We start from the raw sequence: 25,709 nt of genomic DNA, 5'->3' as shown, positions 1-25,709 counted from the left end.
GAAAACATTGCCATTTATATTTATACTTATGTAATTATCCGGTGACGGAATTTTCACTGACGAACTTACAGACTAAAACTGTTCGGGGTCAGCTTTCCCGGCTCTACAATTGGAACTACACTGCTACCGCGCCAATTAGTTCGGTTAAGAAACTGCTATGGGCATACTGGCAAACTCTTCCTCAAGTTCGACAAGGCTGACCTGCTGTTTTTCCTCATACAGGCAGCCGATCTGTAACGCCTTCACCGACAGTTACTAGAGAATACGATCATGAGGTTGCTTGAAGAACCGCAGTTGAGTCGTGCGACTTGCGGGCACTGGAAGTGAACATCCGGACTGCCCGCAAATTTCACCTAGATGAGATTTTGATATATTATTGATTACTCATCGCTTTCAGTGGCGGGCCGACTTCATCTGGGATCGGGCAAGCGTAAGGATCGCGCGCGAGCTTTTCTTTGTGGGCCGTGATCGCCTGATCCAGAACTTCGCTATCTTCGAACAGATCCACCGCGGTTCCTGCCATGATTTTCGCTGCATGCAGCATGCCTTTGTGCGCAGCCGGAGCTTTCCCTTGCGCGGTCAATTGCCAAGTATGGAACGGCGTTCCAACTGCACAAGTTGCAACACGGGCCTGAACAGTCGGCACGGCCCAGCTGACATCGCCAACATCGGTAGAGCCTTCTCCGCCTTCGCTGTTCCGGTCCAGCGGGGCCACAAAGTCGCAGAGGGTCATATCCAGGTCCACCTCAGCGCCGATCCGCCGGAACGAGACGGTGATGTTGTCCTCACTGAGCGTGCTGCGGATTTTGTCTGCAAATTCCCGGTCTGTGTCGTCAAAGTCAGGGGCGCCCAACCTGTCGAGATTGCGCTGCATGGTTTCTTCCAAAGGACGGTTGCCGATCAAATTGGAAACCCCGCTGACGACGCTGGTCTCAACGGTTGTTTCCGTCATCAAAGCTGCGCCTTCGGCTATCTTGCGAACCCGGTCGATCAGGCCGCGCAACTCTTTCAAATTCCGGGCACGGACAAGCTGGCGGACAGTTGCCTTTGACTGCACAACATTGGGCGCAATACCCCCAGCGTCCAAATAGGCATAATGCACCCGGGCATCATCTGGCATGTGCTCCCGCATGTAGTTGACGCCAACGTTCATCAGCTCGATGGCATCCAGCGCACTGCGGCCGAGCTCGGGTGCGCCGGCCGCATGTGCTGCCAGGCCATGAAATGTGAAGTCAATCCGCGTGTTGGCGAGGGAATTGGCTTCGTTGACCGCCGTAAACGTCGCCGGGTGCCAAGAGATTGCCGCGTCGACGTCATCAAACAATCCTTCGCGCACCATGAATGTCTTGGCCGCACCGCCTTCTTCGGCTGGACAGCCATAGTAGCGCACACGGCCTTTGAGGCCGCGTTCGGCGAGGTAATCCTTTACCGCAGAAGCTGCCATGAGCGCGGCTGAGCCCAGAAGATTGTGCCCGCAACCATGTCCGGGGCCGCCGGCTTCGACGGGTTGATGTTCAGCAACGCCCGCTGTCTGCCCCAGTTCCGGCAGCGCATCGAACTCGCCGAGAATGGCGATCACCGGCCCTTCATCACCGGCCTCCCCGACGATTGCGGTCGGGATCCCCGCGACACCTTCGGTGATTTTGAAGCCTTCCTGTTCCAGCATTTTCTTGTGCTCAGCAACAGATTTGAACTCGGTGTAGGCAATTTCCGGGAGGTCGAAGACACGATCGGACAGACCGACATAATCCTCCCGGCGGGCATCGACCAAGTCCCAGACACGATCAGTGTTTTTCATTTCTTCCTCCCAAAAGGCAGCACATACCGGCCGCGCCGCAGCAAAGTGGCACGTGGTAAGCAACTCGATTAACGATCCCAGCTGTGGGGATCAGACATCCTTCCAATAGTGGCAAGCGACCGAATGGCTCTCGCCGAAGGTTTCAAGGCCAGGCTGTTCCCGGCGGCACAGATCTTGTGCGTGTGGACAGCGTGGATTGAAATAACACCCCTTCGGCGGGTCCAACGGTGATGGAATCTCGCCCTCGATCGGCGCAAAATCGCGCTTTCTCTGATCGAGCCGCGGCGCTTCAGCCAGAAGCGCCTTTGTGTAGGGATGTTTGGGCGCACTGAAGATTTCTTCAGTCGATGCACTTTCGACAATCCGGCCCAAATACATGATCGCCACGCGGTCGGCGATGTGCTCGACAACGCTCAAATCATGGCTGATGAACAGGTATGTCAGGCCGAATTCTTCTCTCAAATCCATGAAGAGGTTGATCACCTGGGCCTGGATGGAAACATCCAATGCCGCGATGGCTTCGTCACAGACAAGAAATTTCGGTTTGACTGCGAGCGCCCGCGCAATCCCGATCCGCTGACGCTGACCACCGGAAAACTGGTGGGCGTAGCGCCGCTTCAACGATGGATCGAGCCCGACTTTTCGCATGATGTCATCAACGTAGTCCGAAGCCTCAGACCGCGAGACAATGCCGTGAAACTGCGGCGCTTCGCCGATTATGTCCTCAACCCGCATGCGCGGGTTCAAACTGGCGAAGGGATCCTGAAAGATCATCTGAATTGCGAGGGTCGCAGCCCGCTGTTCGGCACTGGACATGGCGGCCACGTCGTTGCCTTGAAAGAGCAACTGACCTGAACTCGGTGCATGTATCCCAGCAACCACGCGGCCAAGCGTGGATTTACCACAGCCAGATTCCCCGACAAGGCCCAATACCTCACCCTCGCGGATATCTAGGTTCACTTCGTCGACCGCATGCACCACTTCTTCGCGGACATTGGCCCCCAGCTTCTGAGCGATTTTTCCGGCAACATCGAGCCGTTTCGCAAAACGTTTGGAGACGTTCTTAATCTCAACAAGTGGCGTGGTCATTGGGCTGCCACCTGTGCCTGGGGATTGAAACAACGCAGTTCGCGGTTTGCCACATGTTCCACTGGAGGCGGAGCTTTGCAGGCAGCGGTCGCAGCTCCACAACGCGGCGCAAAAGCACAGCCTTCGGGCAGAGCCAGCATGTTCGGCGTCATACCCTCGATCTGAAACAGGCGTTCGCCTCTTTTGTTGGCAGTCGGCACAGACCCAAGCAACCCCACCGTATACGGATGCAGCGGGTGATCGATCACATCGTCTGTTAGCCCCTGTTCAACGATCCTGCCGGCATACATCACCGATATTCGATCTGCGAGACCGGCAACAACAGCAAGGTCATGGGTAATCCAAATCATCGCGGTTCCGGTCTGGCGCGTCAGTTTTTGCGCTTCGTGGATGATTTGCGCCTGGATGGTGACATCAAGCGCGGTGGTTGGCTCATCGGCGATGATCAAATCTGGTTTGTTCAGGAAGGCGATGGCAATCGACACCCGCTGGCGCATCCCGCCAGAGAGCTGGTGCGGATAGGCTTTCAACCGCTCTTCAGGGGATGGAATGCCGACCAAACCAAGAGCGTCCCGGGAACGCTCCCAGGCTTCCTTCTTGGACACTTTTTCATGCGCAAAGATTGCTTCCATCATTTGGGAATCGATGCGCAAGACCGGGTTGAGGGTCATCATCGGATCTTGGAAAATCATCGAAATCCGGTTTCCGCGGATCGTTTTGAGCTTTTCCTCCGGCGCATTGGCAATGTCATCGCCATTGAACCGGATAGCGCCCTCAACAATCCGGCCGGGCTGATCAATGAGACCCAGAATAGAAAACCCGGTGATGGATTTTCCTGATCCAGATTCTCCGACAAGGCCCATCACCTCGCCCTTGTTGACAGTGAAATCGACGCCATCGACGGCTTTGACAACACCGGCATGGGTGAAGAAATGCGTCTTCAGCCCGCTTACTTCCAGGACCGCGGTCATTTCTTCAGCCTCGGATTGAGAACATCTCGGAGTTGGTCTCCGACAAGGTTGATCGATGCCACGGTCATGAGCAGCGCAAAGCCGGGAAAGACCGAAATCCAGTACCGGCCGGACAGCATGTATTCAAAGCCGTTGGCGATCAGAACACCCAGAGATGGTTCGGTTTGCGGCAATCCGACTCCGAGGAACGACAGTGTTGCTTCCAATGAGACGGCATGGGCAGTCTGCACGGTGCCAACCACGATCAGCGGAGCGAGACAATTCGGCAGGATGTGCCGGAAAACGACCCGCATCTTCGAAAGGCCCAGACATTGAGCGGCTTCGACGTATTCCTTGCCGCGTTCCACCAAAGCCGTCGCCCGGACCGTTCGGGCATAGTAGGCCCATTGGGCCACCACAAGGGCCAGGATAATCTTGTCGACCCCTTTTCCAAGAGCTGCGACCAGCATCAAGGCCACCAAGGACGCTGGAAAGGACAGTTGCAAATCGACCACCCGCATGATGATGGCTTCGGTCCGGCCACCGGCATAAGCAGCGATCAAGCCCACAGTCATGCCGATGAAGAGGGCAATCACCCCAGAAGCGAGGCCAACGGAAATTGAAATCCTGAGGCCATATAGGATCGCCGAATAAAGATCCCGACCGGCTCCATCAGATCCGAGCCACATGGTGTATCCGGCAAAGGCTTCAGATCCGGGCGGCAACCGCCCGTCTAAAACATCCACCTGGGCAAGATCATAGGGGTTTTGTGGCGTGATCCACGGAGCCAAAATCGCCAGCAGCAGAATGATCGCGAGGATGCAGAAGGCGGCCGTGGCAATGCGGCTTTCGAAAAACTCCGCCCGAAACCGTTGGAAAGGTGTTTCCACCTTGACCGTGGCCGGGGTTGACGACGAAATCGTAGTATCGGTCATGCGCCCTGATCCTGCAGACGGACACGCGGGTCCAGGATTGAATAGAGAATGTCAACGACCAGATTGATCACGACAAAGAACAGGACCATGATCATCAGGTAGGCGACGACCACAGGCCGATCGAGTTGCAGGATCGCATCGATCAGGAGCTTGCCCATCCCAGGCCAGGCAAAGATTGTTTCGGTGACGACCGAAAATCCGATGAGGCTGCCAAATTCCAGTCCCATGACAGTGACCACCGGGATCATGATGTTTTTCATGACATGAACGAAGATGATGCGCTGTGTCGAAACGCCTTTTGCGCGGGCGTATTTGACATAGTCCTGGCTCATCGCTTCACGCACCCCGGCCCGGGTCAGCCGGATCGCCAGCGAGATCTTTAAAAGCGCAAGGTTTAGCGCGGGAAGCATAATGTGGGTCAAGCCGTCCCATGTGGCCAAACTGGTTTGGATTCCAAAGACTGAAGCTGTATCCCCGCGGCCGGTTGATGGCAGCCAGCCAAGCTCAACTGCGAACAGCAAAATCATCATCAGCCCGACCCAAAACGTCGGCAGGGAAAACCCAAGGATTGATCCGGCCATAATGCCCTTCGACACCACGTTGTCCGGATAAAGCCCCGAATAGAGACCAAGAGGTATGCCGATCACAATCGCCATCATCAGCGCGCTGAATGCCAGCTCCAGCGTTGCCGGCATATGATGGAGGATCAATTTCAGAGCCGGTTCGCCGAAGATGAAGGAGTCGCCGAGATTGCCCTGCGCGGCCCCTTTCAGGAACAGAAGGTATTGCTCCCAAATCGGGCGGTCGAGCCCAAGACGGCGGATCGCGGCTTCAATGTCTGCCTGATCTGCATCAGGGCTGACCAGCATGTAAACCGGATCGCCAACAATATTCACTCCGAAGAAGACGATCACCGACATGAGAAACACGACGAAGATCGCCTGCATCAGCCGGCGGATGACAAAAACAGACATGAGAGGTTCTCAGTTCAGGGGGAGAACCGGACCGCTGACAGCAGCGGTCCGGTAACAGCCGGTTATTCCTTCACGACACCCATGGCGAGTGTGTACTCGTCGGTGCGGGGAATATATTTCAGGCCCTTTTTGGTGGCCCAAGTGTTGACCTGGAAGTGGGTCGGGATGATCGCAACATCACCGATGGCCATTTCGGTGGCTTTTGCCAACAAGTCCTGGCGCTTTTCGTCATCCACGGTCCGCAATGCTTCTTCGATCGTTGCATCGATTTCGGCGTTGGAATGACGGCCACGGTTCGAAGACCCAAAGCCCTGGTCTTTGTCATAGGTGTGGATCAGGGATTTCAGCGGTGAAGAGGCTTCACCTGAGCCTGCACCCCATCCAACCAGGATAAAGCTAAACTCCGGCTGACCATCCGCGCCGCCGCGGGACGCCCGGCCGAAATAGACGGACCTCGGCATTGTTTCCACTGCCGTCTTGATGCCGATACGTGTGAGCATCTGTCCGATCGCTTCCACGATCTTAGCATCGTTGATGTAACGGTCATTCGGGCCGTGAATGGTCAACTGAAAACCGTCCGGATAACCGGCTTCGGCCAGCAAGGCTTTTGCGCCTTCCGGATCATACGGTTCAGGTTTCAGTTTGCTGGAAACGCCGAAGAACCCTTCTGGCAACAACTGACCAGCAGGAATAGCCACGCCTTCCATCACGCGTTCTACGATGGCATCCCGGCGTATTGCCTTGGAAATGGCCAGACGGACACGTTGATCCAACAGCGGGTTCTTGATGTCCGAACCATCATTGCCTTTCACAAACGGCGAGTTCTCGCGGAACTGGTCCATGTGAAGATAAATAACCCGGTTGGAGACACCTTGGCTGAGCTGAAGATCGGCTTTTTCGCTCAAGGTCTTGATATCGGTCGTTGGAACGGCCGCAATCATGTCCACATCGCCGGCAAGAAGCGCTGCCACCCGGCTTGGGCCGGACTTGATCGGACGGAACTCAACTTCGCTCCAGGCCGGAGCATCGCCCCAATAATCGTCGTTCCGGACCAGGCTGATGCTTTCACCCGGCTTGTAGCTTGAGAACTTGAACGGACCCGTGCCGATAGCAGCTTTACCAGAGTTGAAGTCTTCGGTTGCTGCGCCGCAGCCGGCACTGTCTGAGACCACTGGGACGTTGGAGATGTCATTTGCCATCAGCGGATAAGGCGCCGCAGTTATGGCATGAACGGTGTAGTCGTCGATTTTCTTGAAGGTTTTGCCCTTCAAATAGGTGCCGTAGCTCGACGGGGAGTTCGGCACATCCGGTGCACGTTCCATGGTGCAGACGACATCGTCGGCTGTAAAATCGGATCCATCGTGGAACTTGACGCCTTCGCGCAGTTTGAATTCCCAAGTCAGATCATCGATCGGCTTCCAAGACACAGCCAGGCCTGGCGACAAGCGCTGCTTTTCGTCCTGAGCAATCAGCCGGTCAAAGATGTGAACCGACATGGCGTTGTTCGGGCCCAGATTGTGAAAATGGGGGTCCATCGCGGTTGGCTCTGAGGCCAGGCCGATGGTTAGTTTTTCGGCGGAAGCCGCTCCGGTTAACAACGCGAGCGCGCTTACCGTTGCAGCAGCAACAGCTGTTAGTTTTCTCATAACAATGTAACTCCCTCGGAAGGTGCGATATCCGTTTTCCGGACTTTTGCCGCACGATGGAAAGGATGTTAGCTTGCAGAAAATTCATTGCCAACTGGAAAGTTAATCCATTTTTGCATAGGATAATTCAACTTGAATATTGAGTATGATGAAAATGGGATCCTCACCTCATGGCAGAACCGCGACACAGATTGAGGGAAATGGAAGCGCTGCGTGCCCTCGTCACCACTGGCACCACGATCGGGGCAGCCCGCCGGCTTGGTGTGTCACAATCCTCGATTAGCCGGGCATTGGGGCAGCTCGAACAACGCGTTGGCCGGTCGCTGTTTTTGCGAAGTGCCGGTAAGATTGAACCAACCGCGGCTGCCCTAAGGCTCAACGACCAGCTCGACCCGCTTTTTGAGACACTTGCCTTGATCGAAGGGGCAGAGTGGGCAACAGCAGATGAAGAGCCGTTGCGCTTGATTGTTCCGCCAACGCTCGCGCACAACTATATCATTTCCAGAGTTGCGGCTTTCCTAAAACAGAATCCTGGCAAGAACCTTCAACTCGACATTCAAGCAACGGATGTCTTGGTCTCCGGCATCCTTGACCTGCACTACGATCTTGGCCTGACCAGCGCTATGATCCGGCGTTCAGGCGTGACCCTCCTTCCCTGGCGGCGATCCAAGGTGGTGTGCGCCATGCCAGCCGGCCATCCCTTGGAAGAAAAAGACATCATCACCCCGTCGGATCTGGAGGGCGTGGAGCTGATCGAATTCCTGAGACGGCTTGGGACACGCGCTATCACAGAACAGCTCTTTGCCAGAGCGGGTGTCAGACCGCGCACCGTCGCAGAAACAGCAACCAACATGGCAGCCATCGAATTGGTACGGGCAGGACTTGGCGTTACCCTGCTCAACCCGTTTCCCGTATTGTCCAATGGGATGCCGGGCATCTCGGTCCGGCCCTTCGACGCGCCAATCACCTACGACACCAGCTTCGTTTTGCCGACCGGACGGCAACCGTCCGAACTCGCCCAGCAATTCATGGAATATGTGAAGGACACCACGGAGCCAGACGATTATTCGGAGCCTGTTTAGCCGCGCACGTCTTCCGGCCAAACTGTATCTGGATCCAGTGGGAAACTTGGACGCGGAAGGTATTGAAACGGCCAACGTTCAAGAACGGGGCTCGTCAAGCCCGCCGTATCGACTTCATAGACCTGATCGGGCGCGAACCATTGGTCAAATCCAGCGCGGAAATGGCCCCGGGATTTCACCACCACACACTTGGCAGCACCGACATCCAGTCCAAGCATGTGAAAGAAGACGGGATCCGCCGTTTGTGCCCGGTCAGAGATGACAACAACCTTTAAACCGCCGAGATCCAAGGCGGCGCAGGGCCCTAGATGCATCCGGCGGCCTTGGGTGATGCCCCGTTCTCCGACAACGTCTCCGTCGTGAAGGGCGAGCACTTTGGCTTCTGCTTCAAACGGCCAATTCCATTGCTCCCAGATTTCTGTTCCCGCATTGCGGTTGAATGTTGCAGAGAGGCTTGCTCCGACACCTACCTGATGCGCTTCGGCTGCCAGGTCAGAATCGTAAAACGATCCATAGATGACGCCCTTTGCGTTGCTGGCATAAAGAGCGCTCAAAAGCTCCGTGGTCCGGCCGGACCCGCCACCGCCCGGGTTGTCACCGGCGTCGGAAAAAATCACGGGCGCTTTTCCAGGATTGCTTGCCAACGCGACAGCTTGATCGATGGACGTGAGTTCCCGGACAAACCGGTCCCGGTTTTGCCAGGCACGTTCCACAATTTCTCCCGCCAAATTTTCTGCTTGTTTCTGATCATCGCGGGCCGTCACAACCACACTCAAACCGTTGTCCGGCGTGTCGGAAAAGACAAAATTGCCGAACACTGAGACGTTCAGGATCGCTCCGCCCATCTCCGCCTGGCGGCGCTGTCCAAAGTCGATCAGATCGCCATAAGGCCCATCCGCCGTTAAGAGCGTGACCGATGCCGGAACAATTGGCGGGCGCTTGAGGACAGTTTTTGGCCTTACGCCGCTTGAAAGACAGCGCCGCAGCGAAAATGCTGCCTCTTCACCGCGCTCAATCATGTCGACATGCGGGTTGGTCCGGTAGCCGACAATCAGATCACAGGCATCCACCATCTTGGACGACATGTTTGCATGAAGATCCAGAGTGCTCACGATGATCGGCTTGGGGCCAACGACCTCTCGCACGCATGCCATAAGATCTCCGTCCGGGTCGTGGCTGTGTTCGGCGACCATTGCCCCGTGATTGCAGATATAAACAGCATCAAAGGGACCATTCTCCGATAAATGCCGGACAATGTTGCCGCGGATCGTATCAAAGACTTCTTGTTTCACTGGTCCGGCCGGATGGCTTGCCGCAAGTGTGCAGGGGACGGGCTGCCAGTCGCCGGTGGCGTCCATGGCCCGGACAAAAGCAGCAAACTCGGTCGCCAAGGTCGGCGTTCCGGACCGCGCTTCTTTAAGCAGGGCCTCCCCGTCAAGCCATGTCAAAGAGCGAAAATCTTCCTCATCGGCTGGACGTGCGAACCGGTTTGATTCCAGTATCATGCCCAGAAGCGCAACCTTGGGTGATGCCAACACTCTTCCTCCCGCATGCGATCATTTTTTTAAGGAACACCACCTGATGAGGGAAATCAATATTCCGAACGCCTATCCAGTCGAGCTTACTCCGCCGGACATTTCTCCTTATAAATCGGGCAATTCGGGTATTCCATATATCTGGCGCTTTGACAGTGGCACGGCCGGGCCGAACGTTATGATCAGCGCCATCGTTCATGGCAATGAGCCTTGTGGAGCCATAGCGCTCGACTGGCTGATGACACGCGAGACACGGCCCATCGCCGGCTCATTGACGTTCGCATTCATGAACGTTGCAGCTTATGAGGCTTTTGACCCAGCCGACCCGAACGCATCCCGATGGGTCGATGAAGACTTCAACCGGATCTGGGGCGAAGATATGCTGAACGGAGACCGGGATAGCAACGAGTTGCGCCGCGCACGGGAAATTTTGCCAGCCCTGGAGACCATCGATTTTCTGTTCGACATCCACTCGATGCAGCATCCCGCTCCGCCCTTGATGATGAGCGGCAGGCATGCACGGGCAAAGACCCTGGCAGCTTCTATCGGGGTTCCGGAACGGGTGGTAGGTGACGCTGGCCACGCCGTCGGCAAACGGTTGCGGGACTTTGGTCCGTTTGATGACCCAAGTGCCAGTCAAACAGCTCTTTTGATTGAGTGCGGCCAGCATTGGGCTGCGTCGACCGGAGATCTTGCCAAGGAAGCTTCAATCCGGTTTCTCTGCGCGGCCGGGATTCTACCTTTGGAGGCGCTCGAAGAATTCCCCGCGCCGCAGGCACGTCAGTCAGCCTTCACAGTCATTGAAGCTGTAACGATCAAGTCAGAGGCTTTTACCTTCGCTCACCCCTTTATCGGCGGTGAGGTGATTGCGCAAAAGGGAACGCTCATTGGCTTTGACGGAGATGAGCCGGTTGTGACACCTGTGGACGATCTGATGTTAGTGATGCCCTCAAAACGGCTCTGGAAAGGACAAACCGCAGTTCGGCTCGCACGGCGCGACGATTGAGTTTTAAGACGACCAATAAAAACAACATCATAGGGGACCCAGCATGACAACTCGCGAAGCCGCAATTGATGCCGTTTCAAAATACTTTGACGACGGCGGGTTCCAAGCCGAGCTGGCCGATTTGGTTTCGGTTCAAACGTCCAGTCGGGAGGAAGAGCATCGCGATGACCTGATGCGCTACCAGAATGTTGTGATGCGCCAGCGTTTCGAAGATATGGGTTTTTCCGTGGAGATCCATCCCAACGATGTCCTAGACCGGGCGCCGTTCCTTGTTGCCAAACGGATCGAGGATCCGGCCCTGCCGACGTTGTTCTGCTATGGCCATGGTGACACTGTCCCGGGAGAAGAAGGACGCTGGAGCCAGGACCGCGATCCCTGGACCCTTGAAGTCGACCAAACAGCGTCGCAGGAACGCTGGTACGGTCGCGGGACGGCCGACAACAAAGCCCAACATGCCATCAATATGCAGGCGTTGCGCCATGTCATCGGAACGCGCGGTCGTCTCGGTTACAACGTCACATTCTTGATCGAGACAGCAGAGGAAATGGGGTCAGCCGGGCTTGAAGAATTCTGCCGTGCCAATCGTGACCTGCTGGCCGCAGATCTCCTGATTGCTTCAGACGGCCCGCGGTTCTCAACGGCCGGACCGGACATCAAGCTTGGCACACGCGGCGGATTGAACCTTCGCTTTCGATTGGAATACCGTGAAGGCGGACACCATTCGGGCAATTGGGGCGGACTGCTGGCCAATCCAGCCATTGTACTTATGCACGCGCTCACGACACTCGTAAGCCGGACCGGCGAAATCTTGCATCCAGGACTCAAACCGGCCCGTATCAAGAATTCGGTGCGTGATGCCCTGTCCAAAGTAACGGTGACATCCGGACCGGATGATCCCGAGATCGATCCATGGTGGGGTGAACCTGGATTAAGCGGGGCTGAAAAGGTCTTCGGTTGGAACACCTTCGAAGTGTTATCGTTCATCACAGGCGATCCTGAAAAAACACAAAATGCAGTCCCTCCTTTTGCGGAAGCCATTTGCCAGATCCGGTTCGTGGTTGATACCGATCCCGATACCTTCCTGCCTCTGATCCGTCAGCACCTGAAAGACAATGGATTTGATGACATCACAGTGGAACCGGCCCGCATGTCGATGCTGCGCGCATCGCGTTTGGATCCGGAGCATCCGGCAGTCGCCTGGGCCGTGAAGTCGATCGAACAAACGACCGGCAAAGATGTCACTGTCATTCCCAATGCCGGCGGTTCTCTACCGAATGATATCTTTCTCAACATCATCGGCATGCCCACACTTTGGGTCCCTCACAGCTACACCGGCTGCTCGCAGCACGCCCCAAACGAGCATGTCCTGCCGCACCTCATGAAGGAGGGGTTGGAAATGATGACCGGGCTGTTCTGGGATCTGGGAGAAGGCTTCCCTTAAACGGAAGAAACGAAACAGCTACCGCAAGGGTTTTGAGGTTGGATCTTTTGTTCGCAATTCCCTATTCCTTTGGCGAGTGCAGGGTTAGGAATGCCTCACGACAAACATCTGTCGTGCGTATAAGCTTGAACGTTCTGCTCCTCTGGGCCGGTCTGGAACAACACGCCCCATCGCGTCATACTCCTGCATGCAATGCGACAACTGGAACCAAAGACCCCTTCGGGCTTCTTGCGGCCCGCACTGTTGCCCCAAAAGAACGAGCGTTTCAAATCCATGTTTGCTGTTAACTGCTCCCGGGAAAAACTCATTCTGCGCAGCATAAACCGGTTGCCGCAGCTTGGATTGGCAGCGGCAGCCGTGATTTTGTTTTGGGGCGCCATAACGGTCGAAGCAGCGGACCTCGTCGGCCGGATGGGAATGGCAGCGACTGGCGCCGGTTTTCTGGCCATCGGATGGGCATTCTTCCCAAAACAAACGATCACTTTCGACAGAGCTGCAGGAACGGTTGTCAACGAACGTCAAAGGCTCGGCCGAACCGACCGGCAAACGGTCCAGCTCACCGCAATCAAACGGGCACATGTTGAAAGAAACACCTCAGATGGAAGCCCGACCGAACGTCTGGCGCTTCTAACGGATACGGCAAACATCCCCCTCGAAACGGCCTTCGGCCCTTCTTCCCGCGAAGACCTGGCAAAGCGCATCAACGACTGGCTGACAAAGTGACGTCTGTCTCCCGGAACTTTCAACTCAACCGTTTGAGCGGCACTCCAAAATCGCCCGCCCCTCTCCTGCCGACTTGTATAAATCTCACTTTCGGCAGATTGGCTGTTAGTTAGTGCTGGCTTGGATACCGAACACTGGGTAATTTGGAGCGGCACCAGACAATGCCGCGGAATGGTGCCCGTTCAGGACACATTCCACGCCATCGCCATTTGAAAGTTACAGAAGTTCGACGGGCCTCAATACCTCAGATCTTCTGGCAGAATCTCGGCTGGAATATCCTGGTAGCACACCGGCCGCAGGAAACGCCGGATGGCCAGAGTACCGACAGCCGTTGCGCCAAAGTTGGTTGAGGCTGGATAAGGCCCGCCATGCACCATGGCGCTGCACACTTCAACACCGGTCGGGAACCCGTTTGCCAGCAACCGGCCAGCCTTGCGCTCCAGGATTGGAAGTAGGCTTTTGGCGAGGCCGAAATCTTCCGTGTCAGAATGCAAGGTGCAGGTCAGTTGCCCGTGCAGTCTTCTGGCAATTGACAGCATCTCCTGTACATCGCGGGCAACAACAATGAGACCAAGGGGGCCGAATACCTCCTCCCCCAAATCTTCATTGTTAAGCCATGACTCCGCAGTGGTGGATAAGAGACAAGGGGATGCATTTCGGCCGGTGTCCTGCCCTAAAGTCAGTACCTGAACATTGGGATGCGCGCGCATCCGACCACGTCCGGATTGGAACGCAGCTGCGATCCCACCGGTCAGCATGGTCTGCGGTGCGATTGCGCCAAGTGCTTCTACTGCGGACTTTGCAAAGGCTTGGGCCTCTGAGCCATCCAGGACAACTGCAACACCAGGGTTAGTACAGAACTGACCGGCACCTTGCGTCAGTGAACCCGCCCAGTTCTTGGCAATGTCTTTGCCGCGGGCGGCCATTGCATTCGGCAAGACGAACATCGGATTTATCGATCCCAGTTCACCAAAAAACGGGATTGGGTCTGGCCGCCTCGCGCAAAGATCGAACAACGCGCGCCCGCCGCGCAAAGATCCGGTAAAGCCGACTGCTGAAATCAGAGGATGTTTGACAAGTGTTTCCCCGACAACATTGCCGCCATCATGCACCATGCTGAAAACGCCCGGATGGACTCCGGTCGCTTTTATTGCCGCGTCAAAGGCTTGGGCAATCAGGCTGGAAAGCCCTGGATGGGCCGGATGGCCTTTCACGACCACCGGACAGCCAGCAGCAAGCGCAGAAGCGGTATCCCCACCTGCTGTCGAAAAGGCCAGCGGAAAATTGGAGGCGCCGAAAACAGCAACAGGCCCGATCGGCCTTTGCACGAGCCGGAGATCCGGTCTGGGCAACGGTGCGCGGTCCGGCAGTGCGGGCTCGTGGCGCGTGTCGAGATAATCGCCCGATTCGATGTGGTCTGCAAACAGCTGAAACTGCGCGACCGTCCGTCCCCGCTCGCCCTCAAGCCGGGCTTCTGGCAAACCGGTTTCCTTCATGCCCATCGCCGTAATCTCCGCGCCCAGCGCATCGATGTGCTCGGCAACAGAGCGCAGAAACGCGGCCCGGTCTGCACGGGAAGAATAGCCGAAGCTCCAAAAGGCTTCTTCCGCAGCTTCACAGGCTTTGGAAATCATCTCGGCCGTCCCGGCCGAAAACTGATCCGGCTCGCCGCTGACAGGGTCGTTCGAAAAGACCGTCTCCGATGCGAGCCACTCTCCAGCGACCAGCGACTGACTTCTAACCATTCTTAATCCTCACTTGAATTCGATAATCTGAACACCGGCTTCACGCAGCATCTGCCGCGAAACCTGAAAACTGTAGTCTAGGGCTCCATCGGCCTGTGGAATGGGCGGAGCAACGATGCGGGGAATGCCGGCCTGAATGATTGCGCGGCCGCAATCGGCACATGGGAAGCGGTTGACATACAGCGTACAGCCGGACAGGCAAATGCCCGCGCGTGCCGCGTTGTAAATCGCGTTCCGTTCCGCATGTTCGAACCAGTAGAACTTTTCGCCGCTGTCCCGGTCGAACCGCGCTGGATCTGCCGCAGACACCCCGCGCGGAAAACCATTGTATCCGGTGGACCGGATTTCCCGGCCTGCGGGCGACGCGATGATACATCCGACCTGAAAGTGCGGATCTTCCGACCAGGATGCGATCTGATCACACAGCGCCATAAAACGCTGAGTCCATTTGTGGTCTTCGGCCATGATCAAACTGTCTGACCGAGGTCTTGCTGAAGGACTTTTCCCTCTACCCCAGTCAGCGCGGTGAACGGAGGCAAGACTGTTCGCCAATCCTCATTCCCGGATCGTGCTGCTGCCAGAAACTTGACTATCGGGACCAGGCGCGATCCGGCGAGCAAACCACGCTGTCTGGCGATCTCGTTACAGATTTCCTGGGGCGGCGCAGACCGTTCTGACCAAACCTGCGCGGCTAAGGGCGCTGTGGTATTCACACTGGCGGAGATACACCCGGCAAAGCCGTCTGTCGCCGCAGATTGGAGCGCGGTTTCTGAACTTGGAAACACCTGCAAAGCCGGAGCTGCAGCGACGATGGCTCGGCAATAATCAAGATCACCTGAAGAATCCTTGATCCCGGCAAACCGGTCTGGCGCCAGCGACGCAAGGTCTGCAATCAAGTCCACCGGGATTGTGAGCCCGGTCATCTGCGGGAAATTATAGAAATAGATCTGTATTTTCCGTGCGCCGAGAGCATCGTGAAGTGCGATATACCAACTTTTCAAACCGGCCGGATCAACGGGTTTGTAATAATAAGGCGGAAGAACAAGCGCGACGGAATACCCCAATTCGTCCGCATGGACCGTAAGATCAATCGTCTCCCGAAGCGACGGTGTTCCCGTTCCGACCATCAATTTGTCTTGCGGCAAACCTTCTGCAGCCCACCCCATAATTTGTTTCCGGGTCGCAGTATCGAATGAGTTGGCTTCGCCCGTAGACCCCAGGATATTTAAACCATCACAGCCGTTATCTAGCGCCCACCGGCAATGTTCGAGGAATGGCTCCTGCATCGGAGACAAATCTTTGCCAACCGGGGTTGGCACCGCTGCAATCACGCCGTCCATCAGGCAACCTTTTCTTTGGAATAATGTTTGGCAAGTTCGGTCAGTTCTGACGGGTCGGAAAGCGGGGCATCCGCTTTTGACCATCCGCCCGGTTCTGAGAGTGTGCCGGACGCATTTCGAAACGCCGCCGCATTCAGCGCCAAGAAGGGCCGTTCATCGTCTTCAACCTCATCGGCATAACGAATGGCGTCCACCGGGCAAATGCTCTCGCACATGCCGCACTCGATGCACTCTGTGGGGTGGATGTAGAACATGCGCTCCCCCTCATAAATGCAATCGACTGGACACGCAGTCGTGCAAATGCCGTCTTTGACATCAATGCAAGCGCTGGTGATTACGAGGGTCATCGGGTCAGTGCCCTTTCCAGACCGGTGGCCGCTTTTCCCGGAATGCGGCCGGCCCTTCGTCTGCGTCCTCTGACAAGAGGGCCGCAACCAGCTCTTCCGATGGATACTGATAAGCGTCCTGTAGCGGCAAATGCGCGGTCTGCCGGGACACGGCCTTGATGGCTTTCAAGCTGAGCGGGGCACAGGCCAAGAGATCCTGCACCCAACGGTCGACCTCATCATCAAGGTCTTCAGGCGGCACGACCGAATTCAACAGGCCATAAGGCTTAAGCGCCTCGGTATCGATCAACCGTCCGGTCATCATCATGCCCAGAGCAATGTTCCGGGGAATAAGACGTTGCAGCAAAACCATGCCGCCATCGAGCGGCACCCGCCCGACCTTGGCCTCTGGCAGTCCGAAACGGGCGGTCGTTGCGGCAATGACAATGTCACACCCAAGAACCATTTCCAGCCCGCCCCCAAGGGCAAGGCCATTCACCCGTGCAATGACCGGTGTCGACATCTGCCGGAGCGCAATTCCGGGAAATCCGGCGCCGCTGATGCCCTTCCAATAGTCCACACCGGAGAGACCGGTGTTTTCTTTGAGATCAGCACCTGCGCAAAACGCCTTGGATCCCGCACCGGTCAGAACAGCGCAACGGATATCGGGATTGGTTTCGATTTCCGTCCAGATCTCGCCAAGTCTTGCATGGGTGGCCGTATCGACCGCATTCAAGCTGTCTGGCCGGTTGATGGTTACCCGCGCAAGATTTCCGGAGATTTCGAAAGCAACGCTCATTCGGCAGCCTCATGCGCCAGAAGCGCGGCCAACTCGTGAAGCACCTCGTCTGTGTGTTCCCCCAGCCGCGGCGGGAGATGGCGGACGGTGAGCGGTGCATCACTCAGGTGAACCGGCGAACCGGCAAGTGTGAGCTCGCCGATGACCGGATGCTGAATGGTGTGCAACATGCCGTTGATCTTGGTCTGCGGATCATCCAGTGCATCGCCCAGCGAACGCACAGGCGCGCACAGAAGATCCTGAGCTTCCAAACGATCCAGCCAATAAGCACAAGAGTTGCCGGCGATGGCCTCCCTAAAGCGCTGCTGAAGATAGGGCTTATTTTTCCGCTGAATATCCAACGTCGGATACTCCGGAGACAGGTCTTCGATTTCGAGCGCTGTACAGATGTCCTGCAAGGGATTTGCCTTGAAAGCGCCGACAATAACGATTGCCCCGTCTGTCGCGTCGAAAACGCCGGTCAGCGGCATGGCCGCCCAGTTCAGCACATCCCGGTGTTTTGACCACTGCGCAGCTTCCTGCATCTGCATGGCGATCATGCTGTCGTAAAGGGACACCTCAACCTTTTGACCACGACCTGTTTTATCCCGCATCAACAACGCTGCAAGAACGCCTTGCACGAGATGCATGCCGGCTGAGTAATCACACAAGGTGGTTGGATAGATCGATTTGGGGATTGACGGATCTTGGGTTTTCTCCATCACCCCGGTCATGGCCTGGGCCAAGACATCCTGACCGCCCTTATGGGCGTAGGGGCCTGTGGACCCGAATCCGGTTCCCGATGCGCAGATGATCCTCGGGTTGATTTTCTCCAAAGCGTCATAACCAAAACCCAGGCGGTCCATTACGCCAGCACGGAAATTGTCAACGACCACATCCGCAGTCTTGATAAGATCCAGGATCTTTTGGTGTCCATCAGGCGATTTGGTGTCGATGACGACTGAGCGTTTGTTGCGGTTCAGTGATGCGAAAACCGCATTGTTGGTCGCTTCTTCGGTGACCACGCCGTAGAAACCACGGCTAAGGTCACCGGCCCCCGGACGTTCGATCTTGATGACGTCTGCACCAAAGTCCCCGAGGGTCTGGGTGGCGCAGGGACCAAGCATAACTTGGGTGAAGTCGATGACACGAACGCCATCGAGCGGCATTATTTTCTCTGACATGTAGGCCTCTGTTATTCCGCCGCGACGTGATCTTCGATCAATGCGTTTGCCGACGGTTTGTCTCCCGGGTCAGCCCCCTGGGCGCGCATCTGTTTCTGGATTGCCCTGTGATCAACCATCCGGAGCGGGACATCCCCATTTAGGGCCAGCGCCGCAGCAACACCGGCCGCCTCCCCTTGCGCCATGCAGGGCGGAATTTCGCGCGACAGTTTCTGGGCATCGCTCTCAACGGAGTAGTGGCGGCCAGCGACGATCAAATTGTCGATGCCCTTCGGAAGCAGTGCCCGGTATGGTGTGTAATAGTCCCGGCCGCGGCAAACGGTGTCTTCAAAATACCGGCGCGATTTCACATCATCCTTGGTGACGACATATTCACCTTGGAGAAGCCGCGTTTGCCGGATACCCATCTGCTCGGCCGCCCCCAGCATGGTGGCATTTTCAAAGCCCGGGATGTTTTCCTTTGCGAACTGATGAAGCTTCATCATCCGCTCCCGGCCCTCGATTTCAGAGGCAACCATGTCCTCGACCGAAAGCCCGTCATAGCCCGGCATATGCGGACAGTTGCACCACACAATTCCGGGGATTGGTGTCTTCAGCCACCACATGCCCCAAGCGCCACCAATCCGCCGCCGGGCTTCGCGATCCAGTTTCTTGTATTCCTCCGGATCTGAAAACTCGAAGGCGATTGCCTTGTCGGTATCGACATTGGCCATGCGGAACACGGTCGTGACGATGTATTGGCCGTCTGTGTACTCCGCACCGGCTGCGACACCGACATCCAGATCCCCGGTGGCGTCGACAACATATTTCGCCCGAATTGCCTGGCGGCCGAGTTTGGTTTGGGCGATCACGCCGGTGATCTGGCCGCCTTCCATCAGAACATCGCAAAACCAGCTGTGGGTGCGCAGATTGACGTTTGCCTCCACAACCATGTCCAAGCTCACCCGTTTCCAAGCATCCGGATCAAAGGCAACGGCATGGATGATCGGTTGCGGCATCATCGCCTTGTGGAAGTCGATGCAGCCCCAGCGGGACCATTTCTGCCACATCTCCCAATTGGTCTGGCACTCTTCAGGCGGCGGATAAACTGCAGCGTCCTGACGTTCCATCCGGTCCACAAATTCGCTGACGATGCCCGTTGTGACGATTTCATTGCCGTCATTGACCATGTCGTCGAGCACAAGCACCATGCCGCCGGACGCCATACCGCCGAGATGATGATAGCGTTCAAGTAGGGTTACGGAAGCTCCGTTGCGGGCCGCAGAAACGGCAGCTGCATGACCTGCCGGTCCAGCGCCAATGACGACGACGTCACAAGTGGCAACGACCGGGATCTGTGCGCCCTCTGTTTGAACAGTTTCTGTATGACGCTCTGCCATATTTCTTGTTCCTTGTTTCGATTTTGAACGGCTGGCGGCGGGTGGGCCGACTACCAGCGAATGACAAGTTTCTCGGCGACCGAAACTGCGGTGAACAACAGCACCGACAGGCCGGAAGAAACGAAAACGGTTGCGTAGAGAAGCGGTGAGCGGAAGTTGAAGGTGCTGTCGATGATAAGGGCGCCGAGGCCGACATCCGCTCCGATCCACTCCCCGACGATTGCTCCGATCACGCAGGTGGTCGCGGCAATCTTCAAAGCCGAAAACAGGAACGGCAGTGAGGACGGCAGCCTGATTTTCCAGAACACTTCTGCCTTGGACGCGGACAGGATCCGGGCGAGTTCCAAGGTTTGCGGCGAGACGGACTGAAGCCCCCGAACCATATTTACCAGGGTCGGGAAGAAACAGATCAAAGCAGCAATAACGACCTTTGCCGTCATGCCGGCACCGAAAATCAGCACCAGGATCGGTGCGATCGCCAGAATGGGGATCGTGTTGATAAAGACGGCGATCGGAAAGAACGCCTTTTCGATCGTCCTGCTGTGTACGAAGGCGATGGCGATCATAATCGCTGCCAGATTGCCGACGACAAATCCGGACAGGCTTTCGATCAGCGTCGGCCAGAAATTCCGCGATAACAGCGCGAATTCATTCACAAATACGGCCAGGACATCCGTCGGCGCTGGTGCGATGTACGTCGGCACCTCGAACAAACGCACCCCGAGCTGCCAGATCAGCAGCAAGGAGACGGCTGTCCCAATCGGGATCGCGGCATTGACGGCCCGTTTATAGATCAGGTCGTTCCGGCCGGACTTCTTGTCATCCAGTTCTGCGGAAACTTGCGCCAAAGACATCAGCAGTCCTCCAGAAGTTGGCGGAGCTGGCCGCAATACCGGTTGAATTCCGGAGTTTCCCGCAAGGCGACGTGCCGGTCTGCTGGAAGATCAATGTCCACGACGTCTTTCACCCGGCCCGGATTTGCCCGAAGCATCAAAACCTTCTGCCCGAGGAACACTGCTTCCGGTATCGAGTGAGTGACAAATAGGATCGTGACACCGGTTTCCTGCCAGATGTCCCGGAGCTGCAGGTTCAACCGGTCCCGCGTCATCTCATCGAGTGCACCAAACGGCTCGTCCATGAGCAGGAGTTTCGGCTTGCAGACAAGCGCCCTTGCGATCGCCACCCGCTGGCGCATGCCGCCGGAGAGCTCGTGCGGAAGCGCATCCTCACGTCCCTTCAGGCCGACAAGTTCCAAAAGTTCGCGCGGGCTTCTGTCGGACGTCGGGATCTTGACGCCGCGCTTGCGGCCAATTTCCAGCGGCAATTCGACATTCTGCAAGGCACTGCGCCAAGGCAGAAGCGTTGCATCTTGAAAGACAAACGCGAATTCACGCGCCAGCCGGGCGGCCTCAGTGGTCTTACCGAGAATTTCGACCTGTCCTGTCGCCGCCGGCACCAAATCGGAAACGAGCCGTAGCATTGTGGATTTGCCACACCCGGACGGCCCGAGGATGGTCCAGAACTCGCCTTCGCCAATGTCTAGGCTGATGTCTTCAAGGGCAGTGAAATGACCGAATTTCACCGAGGCTTTGGACAGGCAGGCCGCAACGCTGCGGCTTGCCAAATCCTGTTGCGGATGCAAGTCCGCAACGTCAGCCAAATGTTGGACGGACATCTTTGGTCGCTTCCAGAATGTCCAAAGTCATGATGTCCGACAGGTCCGGTGCACCGTTGGTGAATTGTCCGAGAGCTTCGTAGGTGTAGATCTGCTCCCGCCAATTGTCCGGGTTCATAACTCCCCAGCCCCCCGCCTTGGTCTTGTCATTGAAGGAAAAGCCGAGCACCAGATCGACGGCTTTCATCTCACTGTCCTTGTCGAGGTTTGGATACCGCTCGACCAACGCATCGACACCCGCAGCAGGGTTTTCGTAAACGGCTCCCCAGCCGCGCGAAATGGCCCGGATGGCGGCAGCAACCTTGTCGCTATTTTCTTGTAGGACATCATCCGTGGTGTAATAGGGATTGGCATAAAGCTGGATGCCTGCGTCCCAAAGCTTCATGTCGACCCGCTCGTCGCCCAGAACGGACAGCGCACCGACATTGGTCTGCCAGCCAGTTGCGACGTCGACCTGACCGACTTTCAGCGGTGCCATATCACCGCCCATCACCGACACTTCAACCTGATCTTCGTCGATGCCGTTCTTGGCCAGAAGCGCCCGCAGCAAGATCCTTGCGGTGCCTTGCGTTGCGACTTTCTTGCCGATCAGATCCTCCGGCTTGTGCACCGGATTTCTTTCCATGGAAAAATAGGTGAACGGGTGCTGCTGATATCCGGCGGCGACGCATTTGATCGGCAGGCCGGCAGAGCGTGCCAGCATGAGCGATGGCGAGGACGAGATGGAGCCGAAATTGTTCGCCCCGGAGGCAACAGAGGCAACCCCATCGATGTTCGGTCCGCCCGGTACGATCTCAAGTTCAAGACCTTCTTCGGCGAAATAGCCAAGCTTGTCCGCCATGACCTCGCCCAGAATCCCGTTGGATGCCAGCCAGCCAAGCTGCATCCTGATTTTGAAATCGGCCGCTTTCGATGGTTTGATTGAAAAGAATGTACCTGCTGTCGCCAGTCCGGCGGTTGCCCCAAGTCCCTGCAACATATGCCGGCGGTTAAGTCCCCAATGCGTCATGATACCCGTCTCCTGGTAGGTGATATTTTTTTGTTATCTCCCGTTTTCTTTTCAGACTAGACGTGGGTTCGGCGCTGCAGATAGAATTAAGTTTTGCGCATAGCGATGCATTTTTTGCATCACGCTAGAGAGAAACACCGATGCACAGCAAGTTTTTGAGCTATTTTGATGAAGTCGCCCGGCAAGGATCTATCCGGAGAGCCGCGGCCGTGCTGCATGTGTCGTCATCTTCGGTAAACCGGAAAATCCTCGACATTGAAGAGCGCTTAGGGGTCCGTTTGTTCGACCGGCATGCAGAAGGCGTCGAACTGACCACCGCCGGGGCTGTTGTTCTGGAACATTGCCGGAAAACAATCTTCGACTATGAAAAGATCCTGCATGTTGTGGCCGATATCCGTGAGATGCGGGCCGGACATATCGACATCGCTTCTCTCGACTCTGTCGCGCTCAGTCTCTTGCCTTCTGCCATCGACCAGTTCGCCCGGGACTATCCGGATATAACCTATACCATCAGAACGGCGCAGCCGGACGAGATCGTTCGAGCCGTGGCCGAGGGCGAAGCTGACATCGGCATATCCTTCAGCAATGACCTCCACCCCGGCGTGCGGCTGCAGACCGAAAAATCCGCACCAATCGGCGCCATTCTCACCAAGAACCATCCATTGGCCGAACGTGATGCCCTGGACCTAGAAGACCTCACACCGTTTCCGCTGATCCGCTCCTACGATGCGCTTGCGGAACGGTCACTGGTCAATCTGGCGCTTGCCGACCATACGATCCCGCTGAAAACGGCCTGTTTTACCAACTCCTTGCCCCTCGCCCGTTCCATGATCCTCTCTGGCCGCGGTATTGGCCTTTATTCCAAGATTGGTTTTTTGAAAGAAATTGAATCTGGAGAGCTCAGCTATCTCCCGCTCAAGTCGAGCTTTCTGAAAGACTTGAAGATCGGCCTGCTCATCCCGTCACGCAGCAATCAAAAACCGATTGAAAACGCCCTCTGCCGGATCCTGTCCAAATCGCTCAGGCAACTCCGCTTGGATTCTTGAGTTTTTGGGAAACCTGTTCGGGGTTTGTTATTGATCAATGCTGATCCCAAACCTTCCGCAAAAATCAGGACACCCGCCCGCAGGCTTAGGGTCCGGTCGGTTTTGCGAAGCATTGAGCCAGATATGCGAGTTTACCAGCGCGGGCAATCCAAAGGGCTGGTGTCAGGCCATTTTGGAAACGGCCGTTGTTCCGCACCCAGTGCATTTGCACAGATCGAAGGACGAGAGCTGGGGTAATGCTTACGAAAGCAAAAACAAAAAAACCGGCCAAAGGCCGGTTATCTTTTCGTCTCAATCACTTGCTAGCAAGTGATTTGGTGCGGATGGAGGGACTTGAACCCCCACGCCTTGCGGCACCAGAACCTAAATCTGGCGTGTCTGCCAATTTCACCACATCCGCATCGCGAGAACTTGAAAGCTCCGCGTTTGAAGCGGAGCCTCTATATCACTCTGTCTTTTGAGGTCAAAGGAAAAATAACGCCTTAGGTACCCCAGACGCAAGACTTGTCCACAAGCTCGCGGATCGGCGCCTTAAGCGCTGGCGCTAAATCCTCCGCGATCAGGCCGGGCCCTGCCTCTTGCCCTGCGGCACCGTGCAGCCAAACGGCCTGACATGCGGCCTCGAACCCGGTTACTCCTTGGGAGAGCAAGCCGCCAACAATTCCGGCCAGAACATCCCCGGACCCGGCAGTCGCCAGCCAGGGCGGCGCGTTGGCGTTGATCGCGGCCCGTCCATCGGGCGCTGCGACCACGGTGTCCGGCCCTTTTAAGATGACAATAGCACCTGACCGCACAGCCGCTGTGCGGACACGGCTCAACCTGTCTACATCCACGAGGTCCGGACACAGACGCGCAAACTCACCATCGTGCGGTGTGAGAACCACAGGACTTTTAGCTTTTCTTATTAATTCAAATAGCTTCCGAGGTTTTTCTGAGAAACTGGTTAAGGCATCCGCATCCAGAACAGTGGCCCGATCCTGCGCCAGAATCGCTTCGACTGCGGCACAAGTTTTTGGGCCGACACCATATGCCGGACCGATCAGGACAGCGTTGAGACGTTTGTCGGCCAGCAGCTCAGGGATGGCCTCAGCGCCTGCTATCTTTTTCAGCATTACAGCCGTCAGATGACAGGCATTGACCATCAGAGCATCTGGGGGCGATGCCAAGGTGACGAGCCCTGCCCCGGCCCTCAGTGCAGCCGTTGCGGACAAACGCGCGGCACCGGTCGCAGCCACCGGACCGCCAAAAACCACAGTATGACCCCTAGCGTATTTGTGCCCGGCCGGATCCGGCACCGGCCAATGATCGAGCCAAAGCGCTGGACCGTTTTCAAATGTTTGCGGCGCAATAAGATTGAGCACACTCTGGTTTATCCCGATATCGGCAACTGTGACCTCCCCGCAAAGGCCGCGTCCCGGAAAAAGAAGGTGCCCCGGCTTTTTTAGGAAAAACGTCACAGTCGTGTGCGCCTCAATCGCGCATCCCATTATCTGTCCGGTCGTTCCATTGACACCAGACGGCAGATCCACAGCGACCACCGGCGCTGAGGCGCTGTTGATCACATCAACGAGCATGGCCGCCAAACCATGAAGCGGCCGGTCCAGCCCTGCGCCAAAAAGGGCGTCAATAACAACGTCGGGCGCAACGGCTTCTTCGAAAAGATCGCCTGCGACTTGAACGGTGTCCGGCAAAACTTTGTGGGGCAAATTCATAGAGGCAAACGCAAGCGCCGCATCGCCCTTGAGGCCCGCCGGGTCTTTCAGAAGATACACATCAACCAAATAGCCGTGTTCTGCCAGAAGCCTTGCTGCGACAAACCCGTCACCGCCATTGTTTCCCGGCCCACATAACACCAAGACGCGCCCTCCTGTCGGCGCTAGATCTGCAGCCGCCTTGGCAACAGCAGTGCCCGCCCGCTCCATCAGGTCAATTCCCGGAATACCGCCCTCGATCGTCAAGCGATCGGCACGGCCCATTTCCTCAGGCGTCAACAAGGCAGCTGTCATGATTTTCTTTCGCTTTCAGTCTGCAAGCGCAGTTTCCATCGG

Annotated in this window: 23 protein-coding genes and 1 tRNA gene; 5 read left to right on the top strand and 19 right to left on the bottom strand. The window is 56.5% G+C overall.

Going from position 1 to position 25,709, the window contains the following annotated elements; translation table 11 throughout:
* Positions 1–373 precede the first annotated feature (373 nt).
* The 6 genes from FJ695_RS16030 to FJ695_RS16005 all read right to left on the bottom strand — a co-directional run bounded on the left by FJ695_RS16030 (position 374) and on the right by FJ695_RS16005 (position 7,392).
* Complete coding sequence (locus FJ695_RS16030) at positions 374–1,798, bottom strand: M20 family metallopeptidase (protein ID WP_141186383.1); 1,425 nt, start codon at positions 1,796–1,798, stop codon at positions 374–376.
* 90 nt (positions 1,799–1,888) lie between these two features.
* Complete coding sequence (locus FJ695_RS16025) at positions 1,889–2,887, bottom strand: ABC transporter ATP-binding protein (protein WP_141186382.1); 999 nt, start codon at positions 2,885–2,887, stop codon at positions 1,889–1,891.
* Positions 2,884–3,858, bottom strand: coding sequence for an ABC transporter ATP-binding protein (locus FJ695_RS16020; RefSeq protein ID WP_141186381.1), 975 nt, complete (start codon positions 3,856–3,858; stop codon positions 2,884–2,886). Before FJ695_RS16020 ends, FJ695_RS16025 begins: the two co-directional genes overlap by 4 nt.
* Complete coding sequence (locus FJ695_RS16015) at positions 3,855–4,772, bottom strand: ABC transporter permease (RefSeq protein WP_141186380.1); 918 nt, start codon at positions 4,770–4,772, stop codon at positions 3,855–3,857. The genes FJ695_RS16020 and FJ695_RS16015 overlap by 4 nt, the downstream gene beginning before the upstream one ends.
* Positions 4,769–5,746, bottom strand: a complete 978-nt coding sequence (locus tag FJ695_RS16010; RefSeq protein ID WP_141186379.1) for an ABC transporter permease — start codon at positions 5,744–5,746, stop codon at positions 4,769–4,771. The genes FJ695_RS16015 and FJ695_RS16010 overlap by 4 nt, the downstream gene beginning before the upstream one ends.
* Positions 5,747–5,808: 62 nt before the next feature.
* A complete protein-coding gene (locus FJ695_RS16005) occupies positions 5,809–7,392 on the bottom strand; it encodes an ABC transporter substrate-binding protein (RefSeq protein ID WP_141186378.1) in 1,584 nt (527 codons plus the stop codon).
* 170 nt (positions 7,393–7,562) lie between these two features.
* Here FJ695_RS16005 and FJ695_RS16000 point away from each other — a divergent pair, with 170 nt between their 5' ends.
* A complete protein-coding gene (locus tag FJ695_RS16000; RefSeq protein WP_209010682.1) occupies positions 7,563–8,474 on the top strand; it encodes a LysR family transcriptional regulator in 912 nt (303 codons plus the stop codon).
* On the opposite strand, the gene FJ695_RS15995 is transcribed toward FJ695_RS16000, so the two are convergent.
* The gene (locus FJ695_RS15995; RefSeq protein ID WP_209010681.1) at positions 8,471–10,009 is read right to left on the bottom strand and encodes a M81 family metallopeptidase; all 1,539 of its coding nucleotides are present in this window, start codon (positions 10,007–10,009) and stop codon (positions 8,471–8,473) included. The two genes, FJ695_RS16000 and FJ695_RS15995, sit on opposite strands and share 4 nt — an antisense overlap.
* A 46-nt stretch (positions 10,010–10,055) precedes the next feature.
* Here FJ695_RS15995 and FJ695_RS15990 point away from each other — a divergent pair, with 46 nt between their 5' ends.
* The 3 genes from FJ695_RS15990 (at position 10,056) to FJ695_RS15980 (ending at position 13,179) form a co-directional block, all read left to right on the top strand.
* Positions 10,056–11,015, top strand: coding sequence for a succinylglutamate desuccinylase/aspartoacylase family protein (locus FJ695_RS15990; protein WP_141186377.1), 960 nt, complete (start codon positions 10,056–10,058; stop codon positions 11,013–11,015).
* Positions 11,016–11,058: 43 nt separating this feature from the next.
* Complete coding sequence (locus FJ695_RS15985; RefSeq protein ID WP_141186376.1) at positions 11,059–12,456, top strand: M20 family metallopeptidase; 1,398 nt, start codon at positions 11,059–11,061, stop codon at positions 12,454–12,456.
* Positions 12,457–12,729: 273 nt separating this feature from the next.
* Complete coding sequence (locus FJ695_RS15980; protein ID WP_141186375.1) at positions 12,730–13,179, top strand: hypothetical protein; 450 nt, start codon at positions 12,730–12,732, stop codon at positions 13,177–13,179.
* A 236-nt stretch (positions 13,180–13,415) separates the two neighbouring features.
* On the opposite strand, the gene FJ695_RS15975 is transcribed toward FJ695_RS15980, so the two are convergent.
* Genes FJ695_RS15975 through FJ695_RS15930 form a run of 10 tightly spaced genes read right to left on the bottom strand, consistent with a single transcriptional unit; the run spans position 13,416 to position 22,615 of the window.
* Complete coding sequence (locus FJ695_RS15975; RefSeq protein ID WP_141186374.1) at positions 13,416–14,924, bottom strand: aldehyde dehydrogenase (NADP(+)); 1,509 nt, start codon at positions 14,922–14,924, stop codon at positions 13,416–13,418.
* Positions 14,925–14,933: 9 nt separating this feature from the next.
* The gene (locus FJ695_RS15970; protein ID WP_141186373.1) at positions 14,934–15,389 is read right to left on the bottom strand and encodes a deaminase; all 456 of its coding nucleotides are present in this window, start codon (positions 15,387–15,389) and stop codon (positions 14,934–14,936) included.
* 2 nt (positions 15,390–15,391) lie between these two features.
* Positions 15,392–16,264, bottom strand: a complete 873-nt coding sequence (locus FJ695_RS15965) for a dihydrodipicolinate synthase family protein (protein WP_141186372.1) — start codon at positions 16,262–16,264, stop codon at positions 15,392–15,394.
* Entirely contained in the window at positions 16,264–16,611 is a 348-nt protein-coding gene (locus FJ695_RS15960) for a ferredoxin family protein (protein WP_141186371.1), read from the bottom strand. Before FJ695_RS15960 ends, FJ695_RS15965 begins: the two co-directional genes overlap by 1 nt.
* A gap of 4 nt (positions 16,612–16,615) precedes the next feature.
* A complete protein-coding gene (locus FJ695_RS15955) occupies positions 16,616–17,389 on the bottom strand; it encodes an enoyl-CoA hydratase-related protein (protein WP_141186370.1) in 774 nt (257 codons plus the stop codon).
* Complete coding sequence (locus FJ695_RS15950) at positions 17,386–18,552, bottom strand: CaiB/BaiF CoA-transferase family protein (protein WP_141186369.1); 1,167 nt, start codon at positions 18,550–18,552, stop codon at positions 17,386–17,388. The genes FJ695_RS15955 and FJ695_RS15950 overlap by 4 nt, the downstream gene beginning before the upstream one ends.
* An 11-nt stretch (positions 18,553–18,563) precedes the next feature.
* Positions 18,564–19,931 carry an FAD-dependent oxidoreductase gene (locus FJ695_RS15945; protein ID WP_141186368.1) on the bottom strand — a complete coding sequence of 456 codons (1,368 nt, stop codon included), beginning with the start codon at positions 19,929–19,931 and terminating at the stop codon, positions 18,564–18,566.
* A 50-nt stretch (positions 19,932–19,981) separates the two neighbouring features.
* Positions 19,982–20,791 carry an ABC transporter permease gene (locus FJ695_RS15940; RefSeq protein WP_371708994.1) on the bottom strand — a complete coding sequence of 270 codons (810 nt, stop codon included), beginning with the start codon at positions 20,789–20,791 and terminating at the stop codon, positions 19,982–19,984.
* Positions 20,785–21,606 (bottom strand): ABC transporter ATP-binding protein, encoded by an 822-nt coding sequence (locus FJ695_RS15935; protein ID WP_141186366.1) that lies wholly within the window; start codon positions 21,604–21,606, stop codon positions 20,785–20,787. The genes FJ695_RS15940 and FJ695_RS15935 overlap by 7 nt, the downstream gene beginning before the upstream one ends.
* Positions 21,584–22,615, bottom strand: coding sequence for an ABC transporter substrate-binding protein (locus FJ695_RS15930; protein ID WP_141186365.1), 1,032 nt, complete (start codon positions 22,613–22,615; stop codon positions 21,584–21,586). The genes FJ695_RS15935 and FJ695_RS15930 overlap by 23 nt, the downstream gene beginning before the upstream one ends.
* A 140-nt stretch (positions 22,616–22,755) precedes the next feature.
* Between FJ695_RS15930 and FJ695_RS15925 the strand changes: the two genes are divergently transcribed.
* Positions 22,756–23,661 carry a LysR family transcriptional regulator gene (locus tag FJ695_RS15925; protein ID WP_141186364.1) on the top strand — a complete coding sequence of 302 codons (906 nt, stop codon included), beginning with the start codon at positions 22,756–22,758 and terminating at the stop codon, positions 23,659–23,661.
* A gap of 315 nt (positions 23,662–23,976) precedes the next feature.
* Here FJ695_RS15925 and FJ695_RS15920 read toward each other — a convergent pair.
* Together FJ695_RS15920 and FJ695_RS15915 are read right to left on the bottom strand one after the other, a co-directional pair.
* Positions 23,977–24,061 (bottom strand) — tRNA-Leu (locus tag FJ695_RS15920).
* A gap of 82 nt (positions 24,062–24,143) precedes the next feature.
* Entirely contained in the window at positions 24,144–25,667 is a 1,524-nt protein-coding gene (locus FJ695_RS15915; RefSeq protein ID WP_247653659.1) for an NAD(P)H-hydrate dehydratase, read from the bottom strand.
* Positions 25,668–25,709 lie beyond the last annotated feature (42 nt).

The sequence above is a fragment of the Labrenzia sp. PHM005 genome (genome assembly GCF_006517275.1).
Taxonomy (GTDB): Bacteria; Pseudomonadota; Alphaproteobacteria; order Rhizobiales; family Stappiaceae; genus Roseibium.
The sequence above is the reverse complement of the archived record's forward strand: the minus strand, read 5'-3'. Positions and strand labels throughout refer to the sequence as shown.

Excerpts from the sequence above, each read along its gene's own strand:
- FJ695_RS16030 (WP_141186383.1), bottom strand. The coding sequence starts at position 1,798 with ATGAAAAACACTGATCGTGTCTGGGACTTGGTCGATGCCCGCCGGGAG.
- FJ695_RS16025 (WP_141186382.1), bottom strand. The coding sequence starts at position 2,887 with ATGACCACGCCACTTGTTGAGATTAAGAACGTCTCCAAACGTTTTGCG.
- FJ695_RS16020 (WP_141186381.1), bottom strand. The coding sequence starts at position 3,858 with ATGACCGCGGTCCTGGAAGTAAGCGGGCTGAAGACGCATTTCTTCACC.
- FJ695_RS16015 (WP_141186380.1), bottom strand. The coding sequence starts at position 4,772 with ATGACCGATACTACGATTTCGTCGTCAACCCCGGCCACGGTCAAGGTG.
- FJ695_RS16010 (WP_141186379.1), bottom strand. The coding sequence starts at position 5,746 with ATGTCTGTTTTTGTCATCCGCCGGCTGATGCAGGCGATCTTCGTCGTG.
- FJ695_RS16005 (WP_141186378.1), bottom strand. The coding sequence starts at position 7,392 with ATGAGAAAACTAACAGCTGTTGCTGCTGCAACGGTAAGCGCGCTCGCG.
- FJ695_RS16000 (WP_209010682.1), top strand. The coding sequence starts at position 7,563 with ATGGCAGAACCGCGACACAGATTGAGGGAAATGGAAGCGCTGCGTGCC.
- FJ695_RS15990 (WP_141186377.1), top strand. The coding sequence starts at position 10,056 with ATGAGGGAAATCAATATTCCGAACGCCTATCCAGTCGAGCTTACTCCG.
- FJ695_RS15985 (WP_141186376.1), top strand. The coding sequence starts at position 11,059 with ATGACAACTCGCGAAGCCGCAATTGATGCCGTTTCAAAATACTTTGAC.
- FJ695_RS15980 (WP_141186375.1), top strand. The coding sequence starts at position 12,730 with ATGTTTGCTGTTAACTGCTCCCGGGAAAAACTCATTCTGCGCAGCATA.
- FJ695_RS15975 (WP_141186374.1), bottom strand. The coding sequence starts at position 14,924 with ATGGTTAGAAGTCAGTCGCTGGTCGCTGGAGAGTGGCTCGCATCGGAG.
- FJ695_RS15970 (WP_141186373.1), bottom strand. The coding sequence starts at position 15,389 with ATGGCCGAAGACCACAAATGGACTCAGCGTTTTATGGCGCTGTGTGAT.
- FJ695_RS15965 (WP_141186372.1), bottom strand. The coding sequence starts at position 16,264 with ATGGACGGCGTGATTGCAGCGGTGCCAACCCCGGTTGGCAAAGATTTG.
- FJ695_RS15960 (WP_141186371.1), bottom strand. The coding sequence starts at position 16,611 with ATGACCCTCGTAATCACCAGCGCTTGCATTGATGTCAAAGACGGCATT.
- FJ695_RS15955 (WP_141186370.1), bottom strand. The coding sequence starts at position 17,389 with ATGAGCGTTGCTTTCGAAATCTCCGGAAATCTTGCGCGGGTAACCATC.
- FJ695_RS15950 (WP_141186369.1), bottom strand. The coding sequence starts at position 18,552 with ATGTCAGAGAAAATAATGCCGCTCGATGGCGTTCGTGTCATCGACTTC.
- FJ695_RS15945 (WP_141186368.1), bottom strand. The coding sequence starts at position 19,931 with ATGGCAGAGCGTCATACAGAAACTGTTCAAACAGAGGGCGCACAGATC.
- FJ695_RS15935 (WP_141186366.1), bottom strand. The coding sequence starts at position 21,606 with ATGTCCGTCCAACATTTGGCTGACGTTGCGGACTTGCATCCGCAACAG.
- FJ695_RS15930 (WP_141186365.1), bottom strand. The coding sequence starts at position 22,615 with ATGACGCATTGGGGACTTAACCGCCGGCATATGTTGCAGGGACTTGGG.
- FJ695_RS15925 (WP_141186364.1), top strand. The coding sequence starts at position 22,756 with ATGCACAGCAAGTTTTTGAGCTATTTTGATGAAGTCGCCCGGCAAGGA.
- FJ695_RS15915 (WP_247653659.1), bottom strand. The coding sequence starts at position 25,667 with ATGACAGCTGCCTTGTTGACGCCTGAGGAAATGGGCCGTGCCGATCGC.